The organism is Streptomyces bluensis, from assembly GCF_014650715.1.
Lineage (GTDB): Bacteria > Actinomycetota > Actinomycetes > Streptomycetales > Streptomycetaceae > Streptomyces > Streptomyces bluensis.
Genome location: NZ_BMVM01000018.1, coordinates 97,611 through 111,869, shown reverse-complemented (window position 1 = coordinate 111,869; position 14,259 = coordinate 97,611). Strand labels below are relative to the sequence as shown.

The window sequence follows — 14,259 nt, the reverse complement described above, 5'->3', positions numbered from 1 at the left end:
GCCGATCACCAGACGTGCTGGTGTGGTCCTTGGATTTGAGGAGGGGTTCCGGTGCTCTGTGGGGCCGATGGTGCGGGCTGTCCCGAGCGCCACGTAGAGACTCGCAAACCTCAGCGGCGGATACAACCCCTTCCGGAAAGTTTTTTTTGATTCCTCGGTGTCGACTAGGTCACAGCCGTACTTCCATGGGGTGGATCCTGGCCTAAACGTTCGAGTGGAAGGACTTTTGCGTCTTCCGCTCACACAATCACACGCAGTGCACGGCGTACGCCTGTGAACGTCACGCTCGTACGCAGCCCGAGGTGGTCGCCGTCCATCTGAAGCGGGAGTGGCACCTTCGAATGCAAGGTGAAGTCGGTCAGGTCATGGAGGGAGGTCGCATGCTTGCCGTGGGGTCCGTGCTCGGGGGACGAAGTGAGCAACTGGGTGCCATACCGGGCAACCGAGGCCGTCGACATCCGGCTGAGACCGAGCACGTCGAGGCCCTTATCGAACGAGGCCTTAGGTGACGCGTACACCGGGCGATTGCCCAGATACGTCCACGGGGAGGTGTTGCAGACTATGGACAGCACCAAATCGGTCACCGGGTCGGCGCCGGGGCGCTCCAGTGTGATGGTTCCCTGGCTGCGGTGCGGCTCCCCGAGGAACTGGCGTATCGCCTGGCGCAGATAGAGGGAGTGCGTGGAGCGCTTACCGCGCTCGCGGTGCTGTTCGACGCGGCCGACCACGCCGGCGTCGAAGCCCAGGCCGGCATTGAAGGTGAACCAGCGGGCGGGGACGCCCTCGTCCTCGCTGCCCGGTGTTCCCGCGGCGAGCCCCAGACCCACCGTGCGCTCGCTGTCCCGACGCAGAGCGTCCAGGAGGGCGCCGGTCGCCTCCACCACGTCGTTGGGGAGGCCCAGGGCGCGAGCGAAGACATTGGTGGACCCGCCGGGGACCACGGCGAGGCGCGGGAGACGGTCGGGGTCGGGGCCCTCGTGGAGGAGGCCGTTCACGACCTCGTTGATCGTGCCGTCGCCGCCGAGCGTGATGACCAGGTCGACGTCCTCGTCCGCCGCCTGCCGGCCGAGGTCGCGTGCGTGGCCGCGGTACTCCGTCGTGACCGCGTCGAGCTTCATCTCGCTCGCGAGCGCGTGGATCAGCACATCGCGCGTACGTGCGCTTGTGGTGGTTGCCGCCGGATTGACCACGAGAAGTGCACGCATGCGATGCAGGGTACCTACAGGGTGATACTCGGCCCACTTCGAGGTAGGGGGTTGGGGGCCGACGGCCCGCACCCCCGGAGGGATACGCTTCCCAGGTGACCTCTGAGCAGAACCGCGATCCCGGGAACTCCGACGCCGAGCCCCGCCCCGGACGGCTGACCGCCGCGGCAGCGCTGGCCGCGTCGGAAGGGCTGGCCCTCGCCGTGGGAGGCGGGGCCATGCTCGTGCTGGGACTGGCAGGTCACCCGGACGATCGTCAGCAGGCCATCACCGGGGGAGTCACCCTGATCGTGCTCGCGTTGCTGCCCCTGCTCGCCGCGCGGGGACTGTTCCTGCGGCGCAGCTGGAGCCGGGGGCCGGCGGTCATCACACAGATCATGGCGCTCCCGGTGGCGTACAACCTCCTCCAGGCCGACAGCATGGCCATCCCGGGTGGGATCGTCCTCGCGGTCGTGGCGGTCACCGCGCTGGTTCTCCTGGTGAACCCGGCCACGACCCGGGCTCTCGGCATCCGAGGTCCAGGGGACGTGCAGGACCAGAAGTGAGGAGCGCCCCCGCGGAGCGGTACGACCTGGCGGACCGCCAGGGCCTGTGAGGGGGCTACTCCTCGACCAGGAGTTTCTCCCGGAGCTGGGCCAGGGTGCGGGCCAGTAGGCGGGAGACGTGCATCTGGGAGATGCCGACTTCCTGGGCGATCTGGGACTGGGTCATGTTGCCGAAGAAGCGGAGGAGCAGGATTCGCTTCTCCCTCGGGGGGAGATCCTCCAGGAGCGGCTTGAGCGACTCGCGGTACTCGACGCCCTCCAGCGCCTCGTCCTCCGCGCCCAGGGTGTCCGCCACCGCCGGGGACTCGTCGTCCGTGTCGGGGACGTCCAGAGAGAGGGTCGAGTAGGCGTTCGCCGACTCCAGCCCCTCCAGGACCTCTTCCTCCGAGATGGCCAGCTTCTCGGCCAGCTCGTGGACGGTGGGGGAGCGGCCGTGGAGCTGGGAGAGCTCCGCCGTGGCCGTGGTGAGCGCCAGGCGCAGCTCCTGGAGCCGGCGGGGGACGCGGACCGCCCAGCCCTTGTCGCGGAAGTGGCGCTTGATCTCGCCGACCACGGTGGGCGTGGCGTAGGTCGAGAACTCGACACCGCGGTCCGGGTCGAAGCGGTCCACCGACTTGATCAGGCCGATGGTGGCGACCTGGGTGAGGTCGTCCAGCGGCTCCCCGCGGTTGCGGAAGCGGCGCGCGAGGTGCTCGACGAGCGGCAGGTGTATCCGGACCAGCTGGTTGCGCAGCTCCGCGTACTCGGCGCTGCCCTCCTTCAGCGCGCGCAGCTCGACGAACATCGCCCGCGCCCCGCTGCGGTCGTGGGGGTCGTGCTGCGTGCCCTGCACGCTCTGCTCACCGTTCCGCTCGTGCTCGCTCATAGTCCCGCCCGCCGTCACCCGACGCCGCCCTTCCGAGGACGTGGTGCTCCGTACGGCACCCTCCGGATTCCTTCGCCCGTCGGAGAGCTCACCGTGCTCCTCGTCGTCGATCGGCTCTGCCCGCTGAGACACGCCGACCGCCGCCGAGGAGTCGTCCTCCGGGTGCGGCCGGGCCTGCTCGGGGATGCCGTCGACGCCGTCCGCCCGGTGCCGCGGCCCGCCCGGGCCGTCTGTGCCCCCGGCGGGAAGTTCCCGTGTGCCGCGCTCTTCGTCCCGCACCGGCCCTTCCCCGTTCCTCACGCCGGCCCGGGTCCCGCGCCGCGCTGTTTGTAGAGGCTGATCGAAACGGTTTTGTCGTCGTCGACGGCGGACGACACCTTGCCCGCGAGGGCCGACAGGACGGTCCAGGCGAAGGTGTCCCGCGAGGGCGCGTGGCCGTCCGTGGTCGGGGCGGAGACCGTCACCTCAAGCGAGTCGTCGACGAGACGGAAGACGCAACTGAGCACCGAGCCGGGCACGGCCTGCTGAAGCAGGATCGCGCAGGCCTCGTCGACCGCGATGCGCAGGTCCTCGATCTCGTCGAGGGTGAAGTCCAAACGGGCCGCGAGGCCGGCCGTGGCCGTACGCAGCACCGACAGGTAGGCACCCGCAGCCGGCAGCCGGACTTCCACGAAGTCCTGGGTCGCGGGCTCGCCTGCAATCTGGGACACCCTCACCTCCAAGGTGGTACAAGCTGTTTCGGGGTCCGAGGGTCGCCCCCCGGGGTAACGCGTCATGTGGTTCAGCGGTGACGCTACCGCGCTCCCACGTTCCGTGTCCCGGGGACCCCGTCTCGTGCTGTCACTCATAGTAAGCACATGAACACGCTCGGTGGCTAGGGGTCTGCGGGCCTCAAATAGGAAGAGCGCGCGCCGGATTCACGTACCCACACGTCAGACCCTCGAACCGTGTCACATGAGTACCCGCTCGCGCCGCTCGTGTCATGCGCATTACTGTTCGACGGTCGCGTGCCCGGTGGACGCGCGTCACACGAGTACGTGGTCGACGAAGCACCAGCGCCAGCTCTCGCCAGGTTCGAAGGTCCGCATGATGGGGTGGCCGCTCTCCTTGTAGTGCTCGGTCGCGTGCCGGCCGGGCGAGGTGTCGCAGCAGCCGACGTACCCGCACGCCAGGCACAGCCGCAGTTGCACCGGGTGCGTACCGGCGGCCAGACACTCGGGGCAGGTGTCGCTCAGCGGCGCCGGCTCCGGGCCCGGCAGCGCGTCGACGTGCGTGCACTGTTTCATGATGGCCAGGTTACGACGGTCGCGCGGAACGCGGCGCGGAAAGAGGGCGGGCGAAGACCATGGACGTGTTGCCACTGCTGTTGCTGGTCGCGGGCAGTGCCGCCGTCGCCGGTGCGGCCCGTCGTACACCCGTGCCGCCGCCCCTGCTGCTCGTCGCGGCCGGCCTGGCCGTCTCGTACGTGCCCGGGGTACCCGAGTACACGCTCGACCCGCACGTCGTACTGCCGCTGATCCTGCCGCCACTGCTGTACACGGCGGCCACGGAGAGCTCCTACCTCGACCTGCGGGCCCAACTGCGGCCGGTGGCGCTGCTGTCGGTCGGATACGTGCTGTTCGCGACACTCGCCGTCGGCTGGGCCGCGTATCTGATCGTGCCGGGGCTGCCGCTGACCGCCGCACTGGTGCTCGGAGCCGTGGTGGCGCCGCCGGACGCGGTCGCGGCGACGGCGGTCGCGCGCAGGGTGGGGCTGCCGTCGCGGATCACCACGATCCTGCAGGGCGAGTCCCTGGTGAACGACGCCACCGCGATCACCGCGTACCGGGTGGCCCTGGCCGCCGCGGTCGGCGAGGGCGCCACCTGGGCGGGCGCGATCGGCGAGTTCGTGCTGGCGGCGGTCGGCGGGATCGCGGTGGGGCTGCTGCTGATGGTGCCGATCCACTGGCTGCGCACCCACTTGAAGGAAGCGCTTTTGCAAAACACCCTCTCCTTGCTGATCCCGTTCGTCGCGTACGGGCTCGCCGAGTGGGTGCACGCCTCAGGAGTGCTCGCCGTGGTCGTCGTCGGCCTCTACCTGGGGTTCCGCAACTGGCAGGTCGACTTCGCGACCCGGCTCCAGGAGGAGGCGGTGTGGAAGATGGTCGGCTTCCTGCTGGAGTCGGCGGTGTTCGCACTGATCGGACTGCAACTGCAGGTCGTCCTCACAGGGCTCGGCGAGTACGAGGGCACACGCGCCGCCTGGTACGCGACAGTCCTCTTCGTCGTGGTGGTCGTCGCCCGCTTCCTGTGGGTGTACCCGGCGACCTTCCTGCCGCGGATGCTCTCGCGCCGCATCAGGGAACGGGAGGACAACCCCACCTGGAAGGCCCCCTTCATCGTCGGCTGGGCCGGAATGCGGGGCGTGGTGTCGCTGGCCATCGCCTTCTCGATCCCCATGACGGTCAGCGGTGGCGGGCCCTTCCCCGAGCGCAACCTGCTGCTGTTCCTGACCTTCACCACGGTCATCGGCACCCTGGTCCTCCAGGGGCTCACCCTGCCCCCGCTGATCCGCCTGCTGCGGCTGCCCGGACGGGACTCCCAGGCCGAGACCCTCGCCGAGGCCAACGCCCAGGCCCAGGCCTCCCGGGTCGCCGAGGAGCGCCTCGACGAGCTGCTCGCGGACGAGCACAACGCGCTGCCGCCGCCGCTGGCCGACCGGCTCCGCACGGTCCTGGAGCGGCGCCGCAACGCCGTGTGGGAGCGGCTGGGCTCGGTGAACCCGCTGACCGGCGAGACCGCCGCGGACACCTACAGCCGCCTCTCCCGGGAGATGATCGGCGCCGAGCGTGCTGTCTTCGTGAGGCTCCGGGACGGCCGGTACATCGACGACGAGATGCTCCGGACCCTGCTGCGCAGACTGGACCTGGAGGAGGCTGCGGCCTACCGGGAATCCGAGGGGTGAGCACGGACGCCTCAGCCGGCGAACGGCGCTCCCGTGATGACCGCCGCGAGGGTCGTCCCCCGGGGGAAGGCGCCCTCCTCGGCGAGGGTGGCGAGCCCGTACAGCATCTTGGCCACATAGAGGCGCTCGACCGGCAGTCCGTGGCGCTGCTCGAACGCCTCGGCGAAGGCGTCGAGTTCGGGGGTGGTGCGGGCGTAGCCGCCGAAGTGGAAGCGGTCGTCGAGGGACCAGTCGCCGCGGGGGCCGCCGAAGGCGCGCTGCTGGAGGGTACGTATCTCGCCGTCCAGGAAGCCGCCCCGCAGGACGGGCACACCCAGGGCGCGCTGTCCGGGCGCGAGACCCGCGGCCAGCCCGGCGAGGGTGCCGCCGGTGCCACAGGCCAACGCCACGACATCGGCCCGGCCGCGCAGTTCCTCGCCGAGTTCCTCACAGCCACGCACGGCGAGGGAGTTGCTGCCGCCCTCGGGGACGACGTAGGCGTCCTCGGCGCCCGCGGCACGGAGGATCGCGGCCAGCGTCCCCGGGTCGGTCCTGCGGCGGTACGCCGACCGCGCGACGAAGTGCAGCCGCATGCCGTCGGCCGCGCACCGGGCCAGCGAGGGGTTGAGGGGGCGGTCGGCCAGCTCCTCGCCCCGCACCACCCCCACGGTGGGCAGCCCCAGCAGGCGGCCCGCGGCGGCCGTGGCCCGCAGGTGATTCGAGTACGCGCCGCCGAAGGTGACCACGGGGCGGCCCGCGGCGGCCCGCAGGTTCGGGGCGAGCTTGCGCCACTTGTTCCCGACCAGCTCCGGATGGATCAGATCGTCCCGCTTCACCACCAGCCGCACTCCGCGCCGCCCGAACCGCTCGTCGTCGATGTGCTGCACGGGGGACGGCAGCTCCGGTCGAAGGGCGGCAAGACTGGTCACCTGCCCATTGTCGGACAGGGGGCGGGGTGAGCCGGGGTGGGGCGGCGGCCGACAGGACCCCCCGTCCTCAGCCGGATGTACGTGTCACGTCAGCCGGCTGTGGATGCGCTCCCTCATCGACGCCATCGTGAAGCCGCGAGGGTCCACCTTGCCCGGCTGCCACTCAAGGTGGCCGATCACGGAGGGGGCCGTCCAGCCGTGGTGGCGGCAGATCGCCGCGGAGACACGCTCGATGGCGTCCAACTGGGCCTCGGGCCAGGGATCCTCGCCGTCGCCGAGGTTCTCGCACTCGAAGCCGTAGAAGTGGCGGTTGCCGTCCGTGTTCGCCTCGTTGTCCGGAGGGAGGGCCGTCTCGGCGATCACCGCCCGCAGGACGTCGTCGTCGCCCAGCCCCGCGTGGTTGGCACGGCCGTAGCCGACGAGGTGGACGCGGCCGTCCTTGGTGATGACCCCGTGGCACAGCGGGCCGGGCAGGTCCGCGTAGCCGTCGCGGCAGATCTGCACGGTTCTCTCGCTGCCCGATGTCACCGTGTGGTGGATCATCACGCCGTGGACCGGGCCCCATGGGCCCTTGTCGTTGCGGTTGTGGTGCTCCCAGTCACCGACCTCGACGACCGTGACGCCCTCGTCCTTGAGGATGGCGAGAAACGTGCCCGCGGACATGGGTGAGGCCATGACCGCCTCCTTCGCACTGGGCAACGGCCACCCGGCGCGGCCGCCTCGTACCGCTGCTGTACCCCCGACCCGGCGGCCGCGACCCGTCGTTCGCACGATGTGCGAGCCGATCCGGTCAGGCGGCTGCCGGGGTGTCAGGGCTTGTCCGGAGTGATGGTCGGACTGCTCGCCGAACGGCAGGCGACACCGCGAGGGGCCGCCCCCGCCTCAGGAGCGCAGGAAGCCGTCCCCATGCGTGGCGATGTGGGCCTCCAGCGCCTGGAGCGCCTGCTGCGTGGCGGCCGGGGAGCCACTGCCACGCCGCTCCGCGTAGTAGGCCGCGCCCAGCTTCTTCAGCAGATCGCTGCCGGCCCGCTGGGTCTGCACCTCGTCGAGCTTCTGCTTGCCCTGAACAAGGCCGCGCTGCGCCTGCTCCTTGGCGCGGTCGAGGAAGCCTGCCATGACGTCTCCCGTCGTCGAGTGGATCGAGTGGATCGAGTGGATCGGGCGGTTTGAGGCTTTGAGGATGAGTGTCGAGTGGTTCGGGGGTGGATGGTGAGTCGATTCGGCCGAAGGGCCCGTCGTGACATCAAACGGGCGGCCGGATCTTGAAGTTCCCGCCTCACGTCGGGGCCCCGCGGCAAAGGCCCCCAGTCTGCCCAGCACAGCGAAGATCCATTCCCGCTCTTTCGGGTAATAGCACCATCAGCTCCGCACTGGAAGGCTTGCCAGCGAGATCGGCGCATGACCGTGAGATCAGGGCACGACCGGGAGGGCATTCCTTTATGTCGGTAGGCGAAGAGGTCCACGCGCAGGAAAAGCCGCAGCAGAGTCTCGGCACGTCGGCCGCGCGGAACCTGGCCACGACCACCAAGTCCGCACCCCAGATGCAGGAGATCAGCTCCCGCTGGCTGCTGCGGATGCTGCCGTGGGTGAACGTGCAGGGTGGCACATACCGGGTGAACCGGCGGCTCAGCTACGCGGTGGGCGACGGCCGCATCACCTTCGTGAAGACCGGCGACCAGGTCACGGTCATCCCCGCGGAGCTGTGCGAACTGCCGGCCCTGCGGTCGTACGAGGACGATGACGTCCTGGGCGAACTCGCCCGGCGCTGTGAGCAGCGGGAGTTCCAGCCCGGCGCGGTGCTCGCGGAGTTCGGCAGCCCGACCGACGAGGTGCTCCTGCTCGCTCACGGCAAGGTGGAGAAGATCGGCACGGGTCCGTACGGGGACGACACGGTCCTCGGCGTCCTCGCCGACGGGGCGTACTTCGGTGACCAGGCACTCCTCGACCCGGACACGATCTGGGAGTACACGGCGCGCGCGGTCACCGCCTGCACCGTCCTCGCCCTCCCTCGTCAGGCCCTCGACCAGATCGCGGAGCGCTCCGACTCCCTGCGCGAGCACCTTGAGCAGCTGCGGTCCGTCCCCTCGCAGCGCACCAACAAATATGGCGAGAAAGAGATCGAGCTCGCCGCCGGCCACACCGGCGAGCCGGACATCCCGCACACCTTCGTGGACTACGAGGCCGCGCCGCGCGAGTACGAGCTGAGCGTCGCCCAGACCGTCCTGCGCGTCCACACGCGGGTGGCGGACCTCTACAACCAGCCGATGAACCAGACGGAGCAGCAACTCCGGCTGACAGTCGAGGCGTTGAAGGAACGCCAGGAGCACGAGCTCATCAACAACCGCGAGTTCGGGCTGCTCCACAACTGCGAGTACGACCAGCGACTGCAACCGCACGACGGCGTGCCCAGCCCCGACGACCTGGACGAGCTGCTCTGCCGCCGGCGCGGTTCCAAGCTGTTCCTCGCTCACCCGCGCGCGATCGCCGCGTTCGGCCGCGAGTGCAACAAGCGCGGGCTCGTGCCGGAGAGCATCGAGATCGCGGGCAACCGCATCCCCACCTGGCGCGGAGTGCCGATCTTCCCGTGCAACAAGATCCCGGTCAGCGACTCCAGGACGACGTCCATCATCTGTATGCGTACCGGAGAGGAGGAGCAGGGCGTCATCGGGCTTCGGCAGTCGGGCATCCCGGACGAGATCGAGCCGAGCCTGTCCGTTCGGTTCATGGGCATCAACGAGCAGGCGATCATCAAGTACCTGGTGACGGCCTACTACTCGGCGGCGGTCCTCGTCCCGGACGCGCTCGGCGTCCTGGAGAACGTCGAGATCGGCCGCTGGCAGTGACCGACCGCGCCCCGCACGCCGTGCTGAGCCCCATCGCGAGTTCCGTAGCCCCGACAGGCTCGGCGGATGATCCAGGCAGGCCCGTGGGCCCGGTAGGCCCGGCGGATTCCGCCTGGGACACGGGTTCCGTGCGGGCCGAGAGTCCCATGACATCGGCGGTCCCGGTGGTCCCGGCGTTCGGGGACGCTCCGGCGCCTCCGGTGAGCTCCGCAGGGGGCGCCGGTTCGGCAGGCTCGGCGAGTCCCGCAGGTCCGACACGCCCCGCCGGTGAGGTGAGAACCGCCGGTCCGGCGGGCATCGCGGGGACGATCGGACGGCAGGGCTCGTCGAGCCCGCCCGACGAGCAGGAGGCGGCTGGAATCCTGGAGCGGGCGCGGGCGTCGGTCGACCCCGAGCTGCGCCGGGCCGTCGAGTCGCTGCCGGGCCCGATGCGCCGGATCGCGCGCTACCACTTCGGTTGGGAGCACGCGGACGGCACCCCGGCGACGGGCAACGCGGGCAAGGCCATACGCCCCGCACTCGTGCTGGCCGCGGCGTCGGCACTCGGCGGGCCGCAGTCCGTCGCCGTATCGGCCGCGGCAGCCGTGGAGTTGGTGCACAACTTCACACTGCTCCATGACGACGTCATGGACCGGGACACCACCCGCAGGCACCGGCCCACCGCGTGGGCCGTGTTCGGCGACGCAGGCGCGATCCTCGCCGGGGACGCCCTTGAGGCGCTGGCCCAGCGGATGCTCGCCGAGGACCCGCACCCGGCGGCCGCGGCGGCCGCCGTCCGGCTCGCGGACTGTGTCATCGAGCTGTGCGCGGGCCAGCACGCGGACACGGCCATGGAGAAGCGCGGCCCGAACGAGGTCACTCTCGACGAGGTGCTCGCCATGGCCGAGGCCAAGACGGGCGCGTTGCTCGGATGCGCCTGTGCGCTGGGAGGGCTGTACGCGGGTGCGAGTGAGGAACGCGTGGAGGCGCTGGACGCGTTCGGGCGTGAGGCCGGGCTCGCTTTCCAGCTCATCGACGACGTGATCGGCATCTGGGGTGACCCGAGGCGTACCGGCAAGCCGGCCGGGGCGGATCTCATGGCCCGCAAGAAGTCACTGCCCGTCGTCGCCGCCCTCGCGTCCGGCACCCCGGCGGCGGCCGAGCTCGCCGAGCTGTACGGACTGCCGTACGAAGCGGGGGAGCTGGAGCGCACGGTCCTCGCGGTGGAGCGGGCGGGTGGCCGTGACTGGGCGCAGAGCCAGGCGGCCGACCGTATGTCACGGGCGATGCAGGAGTTGTCCCGCGCGGTCCCTGACCCGGAGGCGGCCGGTGGCCTCCTCGCGCTGGCGGAGTTCGTGACGCGCCGCAGCAACTGAGCGGCGCGGTCACGCAAAGTGGAGACACGGAGGTGAAGGCCCCGGAGCTGCGGGTCCGTGCTGAACTGACCCCTACGGCGTCGGTGGCTCCGGTCAGGGCGGGTCCCGCGCATCCCCACGGTGCGCGGGCCCCGCCCGTGCGCTGCCAAGCCGGCCGTCCCGCCCTACCCTGAGGGCATGGACAGGGATGAGCATGTCTGTCCCGTCTGCGGACAGCCCGTGGCCACCGTGGTACGGCGGCACAAGACGCTCGGCGCCTGGGTGCCCGTCTGGGGCCCCGGACCGTGCCGGAACCCCGAGTGCACGGCGTGCGTCGAGGAGGCCGAGGAGGGCACCGCGAGCGCGCCGTCGAAGGGGGCCCCGAAGTAGCCCGGAGTGCCGTGGGGCTCGCTCGGCTCGCTCCGCAGCACCCCCGTGCGCGGCGCCTGACCTGGGCCCTTCCTTTCCTTAACCTTGCGCTGGGCGCCGGTCGCTAGCGTCCTCCTGCATGCACTGGTGGTGCCGGCTCCCCCGGGTGAGGTCTGTTCACCGAGGCTCTCTCCCGCGGTCCGGCGGCCGGACAGGTCGCATTCCCAGGAGGACAACCATGGGCAAGATGAAGGTCCTGAGCATTATCGGCGGCGGGCTTCTGCTCTCCGGCACGGTGGGCGCCGCGTTCGCCACGGCCGGCGAGTCCGACTCGACGTCGCGGGAGGCGGTCCGCACCGCCGCCGCACCGAGCTTCGAGATCGAGATCGACCCGGAGCTGGACGCACGGTTCGGGCCGCGTCCCGTCAACGCCGTCGACGCCGCCGAGACTGTCACCGCCGCCGAACCGGGTGCGCGCGTGGTCAAGGTGGAACTGGACGAGGAGGGAGGCAGGGCGGTCTGGGAGGTCGAGGCGCAACTGGGGGGCGGCTCGATAGAGGCCCTTGTCGACGCCTTCACGGGAGAGATCGTGGGCGAGGACGCAGGGGACTCAGGAGACTTCGAGGACTCCCAGGGTGCCGAGGACTCCGGAGGCGGCGACGACCGCGGCGACGGTCTCGACGACTGAGCTTGCCCCCCCGTGTAGGCGCCCCGCGGTACCAGCTCACCCTGGTGCGGCGGGGCGCCCGCGTGTTCCCGGCGAGGGAACGAGCCGTCGGCCCGCCGGTGAGGTGGCCCGGCCATCGCCCCCACGGCAGGGCGGGGTGTACGGAGCCCGTCAGACCCGGGAAGCCGGCCGTTGCGGACGGTGGCCGGCGGACGGCCGGCCGGAGGCGGGGCCGGGACACGGCAGCCGCACGAAGGCATCGAGGCCGCCCAGGGACCCCTCTCGCAGGACGGCTTCGCCACCGCTGAGCTGCGCGAGTCGCTGGACCAGGGACAGACCCAGACCGGTCCCGCCCTTGGGGGCGCCGGGAGCGCGCCAGAACCGGTCGAAGGCGCGGCGGCGCTGCTCCGGGGGCATACCCGGACCCTCGTCGATGACGTGCAGTTCGGCCCGGAGACCACGGTCGCCCGCGGTGGAGCGGCGTCGGCCCGGAGCGTGGTGACGCAGTTCGAGGCGGACCGTGCTGCCGGGCGGTGAGGCACGCAGGGCGTTGGCGAGCAGGTTGTCGAGGATCTGCTCGACGGCTCCCGGCAGTGCGAGCACCGTATCGACTCCCCCGTCCTGGAACACGAGGTCCACGTCGTGCTCCTTGAAGAGCGCGGCCCAGGTGCGGTGCCGTTCGGCGCAGACGGCCGCCGCGTCGATCGCCTCGCCGACGGCGGCGTTGTCCTCCAGGCGGGCCATCGCCAGCAGTCCCTCCACCAGGTTGGCCAGCCGGTCCGTCTCGGTCAGCGCGGCGTTCAGACTGCCCCGGGCCTGCACGGCGACCGCCGGTTCCAGATTGTCCAGGCGCAGCCGCAGGGCGGCGAGCGGCGTCTTGAGCTGGTGCGAGGCCTCACCGGCGAAGGCCCGTTGCGAGGCCAGGAGTTGTTCCAGCCGGGCCGCGGTGCGGTTGAACGTTTCCGCCAGGCTGCGCACCTCGGGCGGCCCGGTGGTCACGGGGACCGGGCTGTCGAGCCGGCCGTCGGCCAGACCGGCGGTGGCATGCTCCAGTTCCCGGATCGGCCGTGCGGCCCACCGGGCGAAGGCGAACGCCACTCCGGTGACGGCGGCGAGTACCGCGAGCCCGGCCAGGGCCAGCAGCAACCACACCTGGTTCACCCGGCTGTGGACGGCATCGGTGGGCACGGTGATGTGCACGGCGGCGGCCGGAGGGGTGTCGTGGCCCACCGGGACCGCGACGGACAGGTGGGGCGTGCCGTCGATCGTGGAGGTACGCGCGTGGAAGGGACCGAGCCCGCTCAGCGCGGCGGCGACCTCGGGAAGGGCGGGCAGTCGACCGGTCTGCCCCGCGGACATCCGGTGGGAGGAAGCGATCACCGCCCCGGACCGCCCGACCACGACCACCTGTCCACCGATGCGCCGCGCGCACTCGACGAGCCGATGCGCCAGTTCCCGCTCCTCCCGGCCGGCCGCCAGGGACAACTCGGCGAACGCGGATACCGAATCGGCCTCGTCGTGCGTGGCGGTGACGGTGCGTTCCTTCTCGGCCCGGGAGTAGACGAAGGCCAACGGGATCTCCAGACAGAGCAGTACCAGCACGGCGATGCTCAGATTGCCCAGCAGCAGCCGGCGGGTCATCGGACACCGTCCTCCGCGGTGTCGCCGCGGCCGGTGCCCGATTCCCCTGCCGTGCCGTCGAGCGCCAGCCTGAACCCCACACCCCGCAGCGTCTGGATCCACTCCGGGTGGCCGAGCTTGCGGCGCAGAGCGGCCACGTGCGCGTCCAGTGTCTTGGTCGGACCCCGGTAGTGCGCGTCCCAGACCCGGTCGAGGATCTCCCGGCGTGCGTAGACCGCGCCCGGGTCCTCATGCAGCAGCGCCAGCAGGTCGAACTCCTTGGGCGTCAGCGCGACGGCGTTCCCGTCCACCCACACCTGGCGGGTCCTGGGATCCACCACCAGCGAACCGGGCGGAGCATCGCCGGACGGGACGGGCGCAGCACCCGCGTCATCGTGCTTCGCCCGCACCGCGAACGAGAAGACCTGTGCGGGCGCCCCGAACCCCCCGAAGCCGACCGTCGGAACGGGCCCGTCGCCTCCTGCCGGGAGTGCCGGGAGTGCCGGGAGATCGGCGTTCTGCACACGCTGCAACCGACGGGAGACGGCACGGATACGCGCCACGAGCTCCCGCACGCTGAACGGCTTCGCCAAGTAGTCGTCGGCCCCCACGTCCAGGCCCAGAATGCGATCGGTTTCCTCGCCACGCGCACTGAGAATGATGATCGGGACGTCCGAAACGCGGCGGATGCCGCGGCACACGTCGAGACCGTCCATGTCCGGCAGCCCGAGATCAAGCAGGACGGCGTCCCCGTACGGGCCTTTCAGGCCGTCTGCTCCCGTGGCAACCCAGTCCACCGAGACACCGAACCGTCCCACCCCCTCGGCCAGCGGCTCGGCGATGGTCTCGTCGTCCTCGATGAGGAGTACCTGTACGCTCATGCGACCCGTCTCTCCGGGGCCGCGCCGTACCGGATGCAGGGGAGCCCACGGTGCGCGACGCGGCCACATCGTCCCACC

The 14,259-nt window shown here is 71.1% G+C and carries 15 protein-coding genes; 6 read left to right on the top strand and 9 right to left on the bottom strand.

Features of this window, described 5'->3' with window-relative positions:
- Positions 1 to 239: 239 nt before the first annotated feature.
- Entirely contained in the window at positions 240 to 1,205 is a 966-nt protein-coding gene (locus tag IE262_RS32405; protein WP_189878716.1) for a diacylglycerol/lipid kinase family protein, read from the bottom strand.
- A gap of 95 nt (positions 1,206 to 1,300) precedes the next feature.
- Between IE262_RS32405 and IE262_RS32400 the strand changes: the two genes are divergently transcribed.
- Positions 1,301 to 1,750, top strand: a complete 450-nt coding sequence (locus IE262_RS32400; RefSeq protein WP_189878714.1) for a hypothetical protein — start codon at positions 1,301 to 1,303, stop codon at positions 1,748 to 1,750.
- A gap of 55 nt (positions 1,751 to 1,805) precedes the next feature.
- Here the strand turns inward: IE262_RS32400 and IE262_RS32395 are convergent, their stop codons facing one another.
- The 3 genes from IE262_RS32395 to IE262_RS32385 form a co-directional block, all read right to left on the bottom strand.
- Complete coding sequence (locus tag IE262_RS32395) at positions 1,806 to 2,915, bottom strand: RNA polymerase sigma factor SigF (RefSeq protein ID WP_189878712.1); 1,110 nt, start codon at positions 2,913 to 2,915, stop codon at positions 1,806 to 1,808.
- Positions 2,912 to 3,325: an ATP-binding protein gene (locus tag IE262_RS32390; RefSeq protein ID WP_015657891.1), complete on the bottom strand. Its 414-nt coding sequence runs from the start codon at positions 3,323 to 3,325 to the stop codon at positions 2,912 to 2,914. Before IE262_RS32390 ends, IE262_RS32395 begins: the two co-directional genes overlap by 4 nt.
- A gap of 315 nt (positions 3,326 to 3,640) precedes the next feature.
- Positions 3,641 to 3,901, bottom strand: a complete 261-nt coding sequence (locus tag IE262_RS32385) for a UBP-type zinc finger domain-containing protein (RefSeq protein WP_131564605.1) — start codon at positions 3,899 to 3,901, stop codon at positions 3,641 to 3,643.
- Between the two features lie 59 nt (positions 3,902 to 3,960).
- On the opposite strand from IE262_RS32385, the gene IE262_RS32380 reads away from it, so the two are divergent.
- On the top strand, positions 3,961 to 5,559 hold the full coding sequence (locus IE262_RS32380; protein WP_134029601.1) for a Na+/H+ antiporter: 1,599 nt from the start codon (positions 3,961 to 3,963) through the stop codon (positions 5,557 to 5,559).
- Between the two features lie 11 nt (positions 5,560 to 5,570).
- Here IE262_RS32380 and IE262_RS32375 read toward each other — a convergent pair whose 3' ends face one another.
- The 3 genes from IE262_RS32375 to IE262_RS32365 all read right to left on the bottom strand — a co-directional run bounded on the left by IE262_RS32375 (position 5,571) and on the right by IE262_RS32365 (position 7,583).
- Complete coding sequence (locus IE262_RS32375; protein ID WP_189878710.1) at positions 5,571 to 6,467, bottom strand: 1-aminocyclopropane-1-carboxylate deaminase/D-cysteine desulfhydrase; 897 nt, start codon at positions 6,465 to 6,467, stop codon at positions 5,571 to 5,573.
- An 84-nt stretch (positions 6,468 to 6,551) separates the two neighbouring features.
- The gene (locus tag IE262_RS32370; protein ID WP_134029603.1) at positions 6,552 to 7,142 is read right to left on the bottom strand and encodes an N-acetylmuramoyl-L-alanine amidase; all 591 of its coding nucleotides are present in this window, start codon (positions 7,140 to 7,142) and stop codon (positions 6,552 to 6,554) included.
- A 207-nt stretch (positions 7,143 to 7,349) separates the two neighbouring features.
- Positions 7,350 to 7,583: a hypothetical protein gene (locus IE262_RS32365; RefSeq protein ID WP_134029605.1), complete on the bottom strand. Its 234-nt coding sequence runs from the start codon at positions 7,581 to 7,583 to the stop codon at positions 7,350 to 7,352.
- A 323-nt stretch (positions 7,584 to 7,906) separates the two neighbouring features.
- Here IE262_RS32365 and IE262_RS32360 point away from each other — a divergent pair, with 323 nt between their 5' ends.
- From IE262_RS32360 to IE262_RS32345, 4 genes are all read left to right on the top strand, one after another.
- On the top strand, positions 7,907 to 9,310 hold the full coding sequence (locus IE262_RS32360) for a family 2B encapsulin nanocompartment shell protein (RefSeq protein WP_134029607.1): 1,404 nt from the start codon (positions 7,907 to 7,909) through the stop codon (positions 9,308 to 9,310).
- Between the two features lie 146 nt (positions 9,311 to 9,456).
- Positions 9,457 to 10,665 (top strand): family 2 encapsulin nanocompartment cargo protein polyprenyl transferase, encoded by a 1,209-nt coding sequence (locus IE262_RS32355; RefSeq protein ID WP_373305198.1) that lies wholly within the window; start codon positions 9,457 to 9,459, stop codon positions 10,663 to 10,665.
- A 177-nt stretch (positions 10,666 to 10,842) separates the two neighbouring features.
- Positions 10,843 to 11,034, top strand: coding sequence for a hypothetical protein (locus IE262_RS32350; RefSeq protein WP_189878706.1), 192 nt, complete (start codon positions 10,843 to 10,845; stop codon positions 11,032 to 11,034).
- Positions 11,035 to 11,251: 217 nt separating this feature from the next.
- Complete coding sequence (locus IE262_RS32345; protein WP_166681540.1) at positions 11,252 to 11,701, top strand: PepSY domain-containing protein; 450 nt, start codon at positions 11,252 to 11,254, stop codon at positions 11,699 to 11,701.
- A gap of 150 nt (positions 11,702 to 11,851) precedes the next feature.
- On the opposite strand, the gene IE262_RS32340 is transcribed toward IE262_RS32345, so the two are convergent.
- Both IE262_RS32340 and IE262_RS32335 read right to left on the bottom strand, forming a co-directional pair.
- On the bottom strand, positions 11,852 to 13,321 hold the full coding sequence (locus IE262_RS32340) for a sensor histidine kinase (RefSeq protein ID WP_189878704.1): 1,470 nt from the start codon (positions 13,319 to 13,321) through the stop codon (positions 11,852 to 11,854).
- A complete protein-coding gene (locus IE262_RS32335) occupies positions 13,318 to 14,181 on the bottom strand; it encodes a response regulator transcription factor (RefSeq protein ID WP_134029620.1) in 864 nt (287 codons plus the stop codon). The genes IE262_RS32340 and IE262_RS32335 overlap by 4 nt, the downstream gene beginning before the upstream one ends.
- Positions 14,182 to 14,259 lie beyond the last annotated feature (78 nt).

What these genes read in the sequence shown, in the direction of transcription:
- IE262_RS32405 (WP_189878716.1), bottom strand. Translation starts at nt 1,205, where the DNA reads ATGCGTGCACTTCTCGTGGTCAATCCGGCGGCAACCACCACAAGCGCA.
- IE262_RS32385 (WP_131564605.1), bottom strand. Translation starts at nt 3,901, where the DNA reads ATGAAACAGTGCACGCACGTCGACGCGCTGCCGGGCCCGGAGCCGGCG.
- IE262_RS32380 (WP_134029601.1), top strand. Translation starts at nt 3,961, where the DNA reads ATGGACGTGTTGCCACTGCTGTTGCTGGTCGCGGGCAGTGCCGCCGTC.
- IE262_RS32370 (WP_134029603.1), bottom strand. Translation starts at nt 7,142, where the DNA reads ATGGCCTCACCCATGTCCGCGGGCACGTTTCTCGCCATCCTCAAGGAC.
- IE262_RS32365 (WP_134029605.1), bottom strand. Translation starts at nt 7,583, where the DNA reads ATGGCAGGCTTCCTCGACCGCGCCAAGGAGCAGGCGCAGCGCGGCCTT.
- IE262_RS32360 (WP_134029607.1), top strand. Translation starts at nt 7,907, where the DNA reads ATGTCGGTAGGCGAAGAGGTCCACGCGCAGGAAAAGCCGCAGCAGAGT.
- IE262_RS32355 (WP_373305198.1), top strand. Translation starts at nt 9,457, where the DNA reads ATGACATCGGCGGTCCCGGTGGTCCCGGCGTTCGGGGACGCTCCGGCG.
- IE262_RS32350 (WP_189878706.1), top strand. Translation starts at nt 10,843, where the DNA reads ATGGACAGGGATGAGCATGTCTGTCCCGTCTGCGGACAGCCCGTGGCC.
- IE262_RS32345 (WP_166681540.1), top strand. Translation starts at nt 11,252, where the DNA reads ATGGGCAAGATGAAGGTCCTGAGCATTATCGGCGGCGGGCTTCTGCTC.
- IE262_RS32340 (WP_189878704.1), bottom strand. Translation starts at nt 13,321, where the DNA reads ATGACCCGCCGGCTGCTGCTGGGCAATCTGAGCATCGCCGTGCTGGTA.
- IE262_RS32335 (WP_134029620.1), bottom strand. Translation starts at nt 14,181, where the DNA reads ATGAGCGTACAGGTACTCCTCATCGAGGACGACGAGACCATCGCCGAG.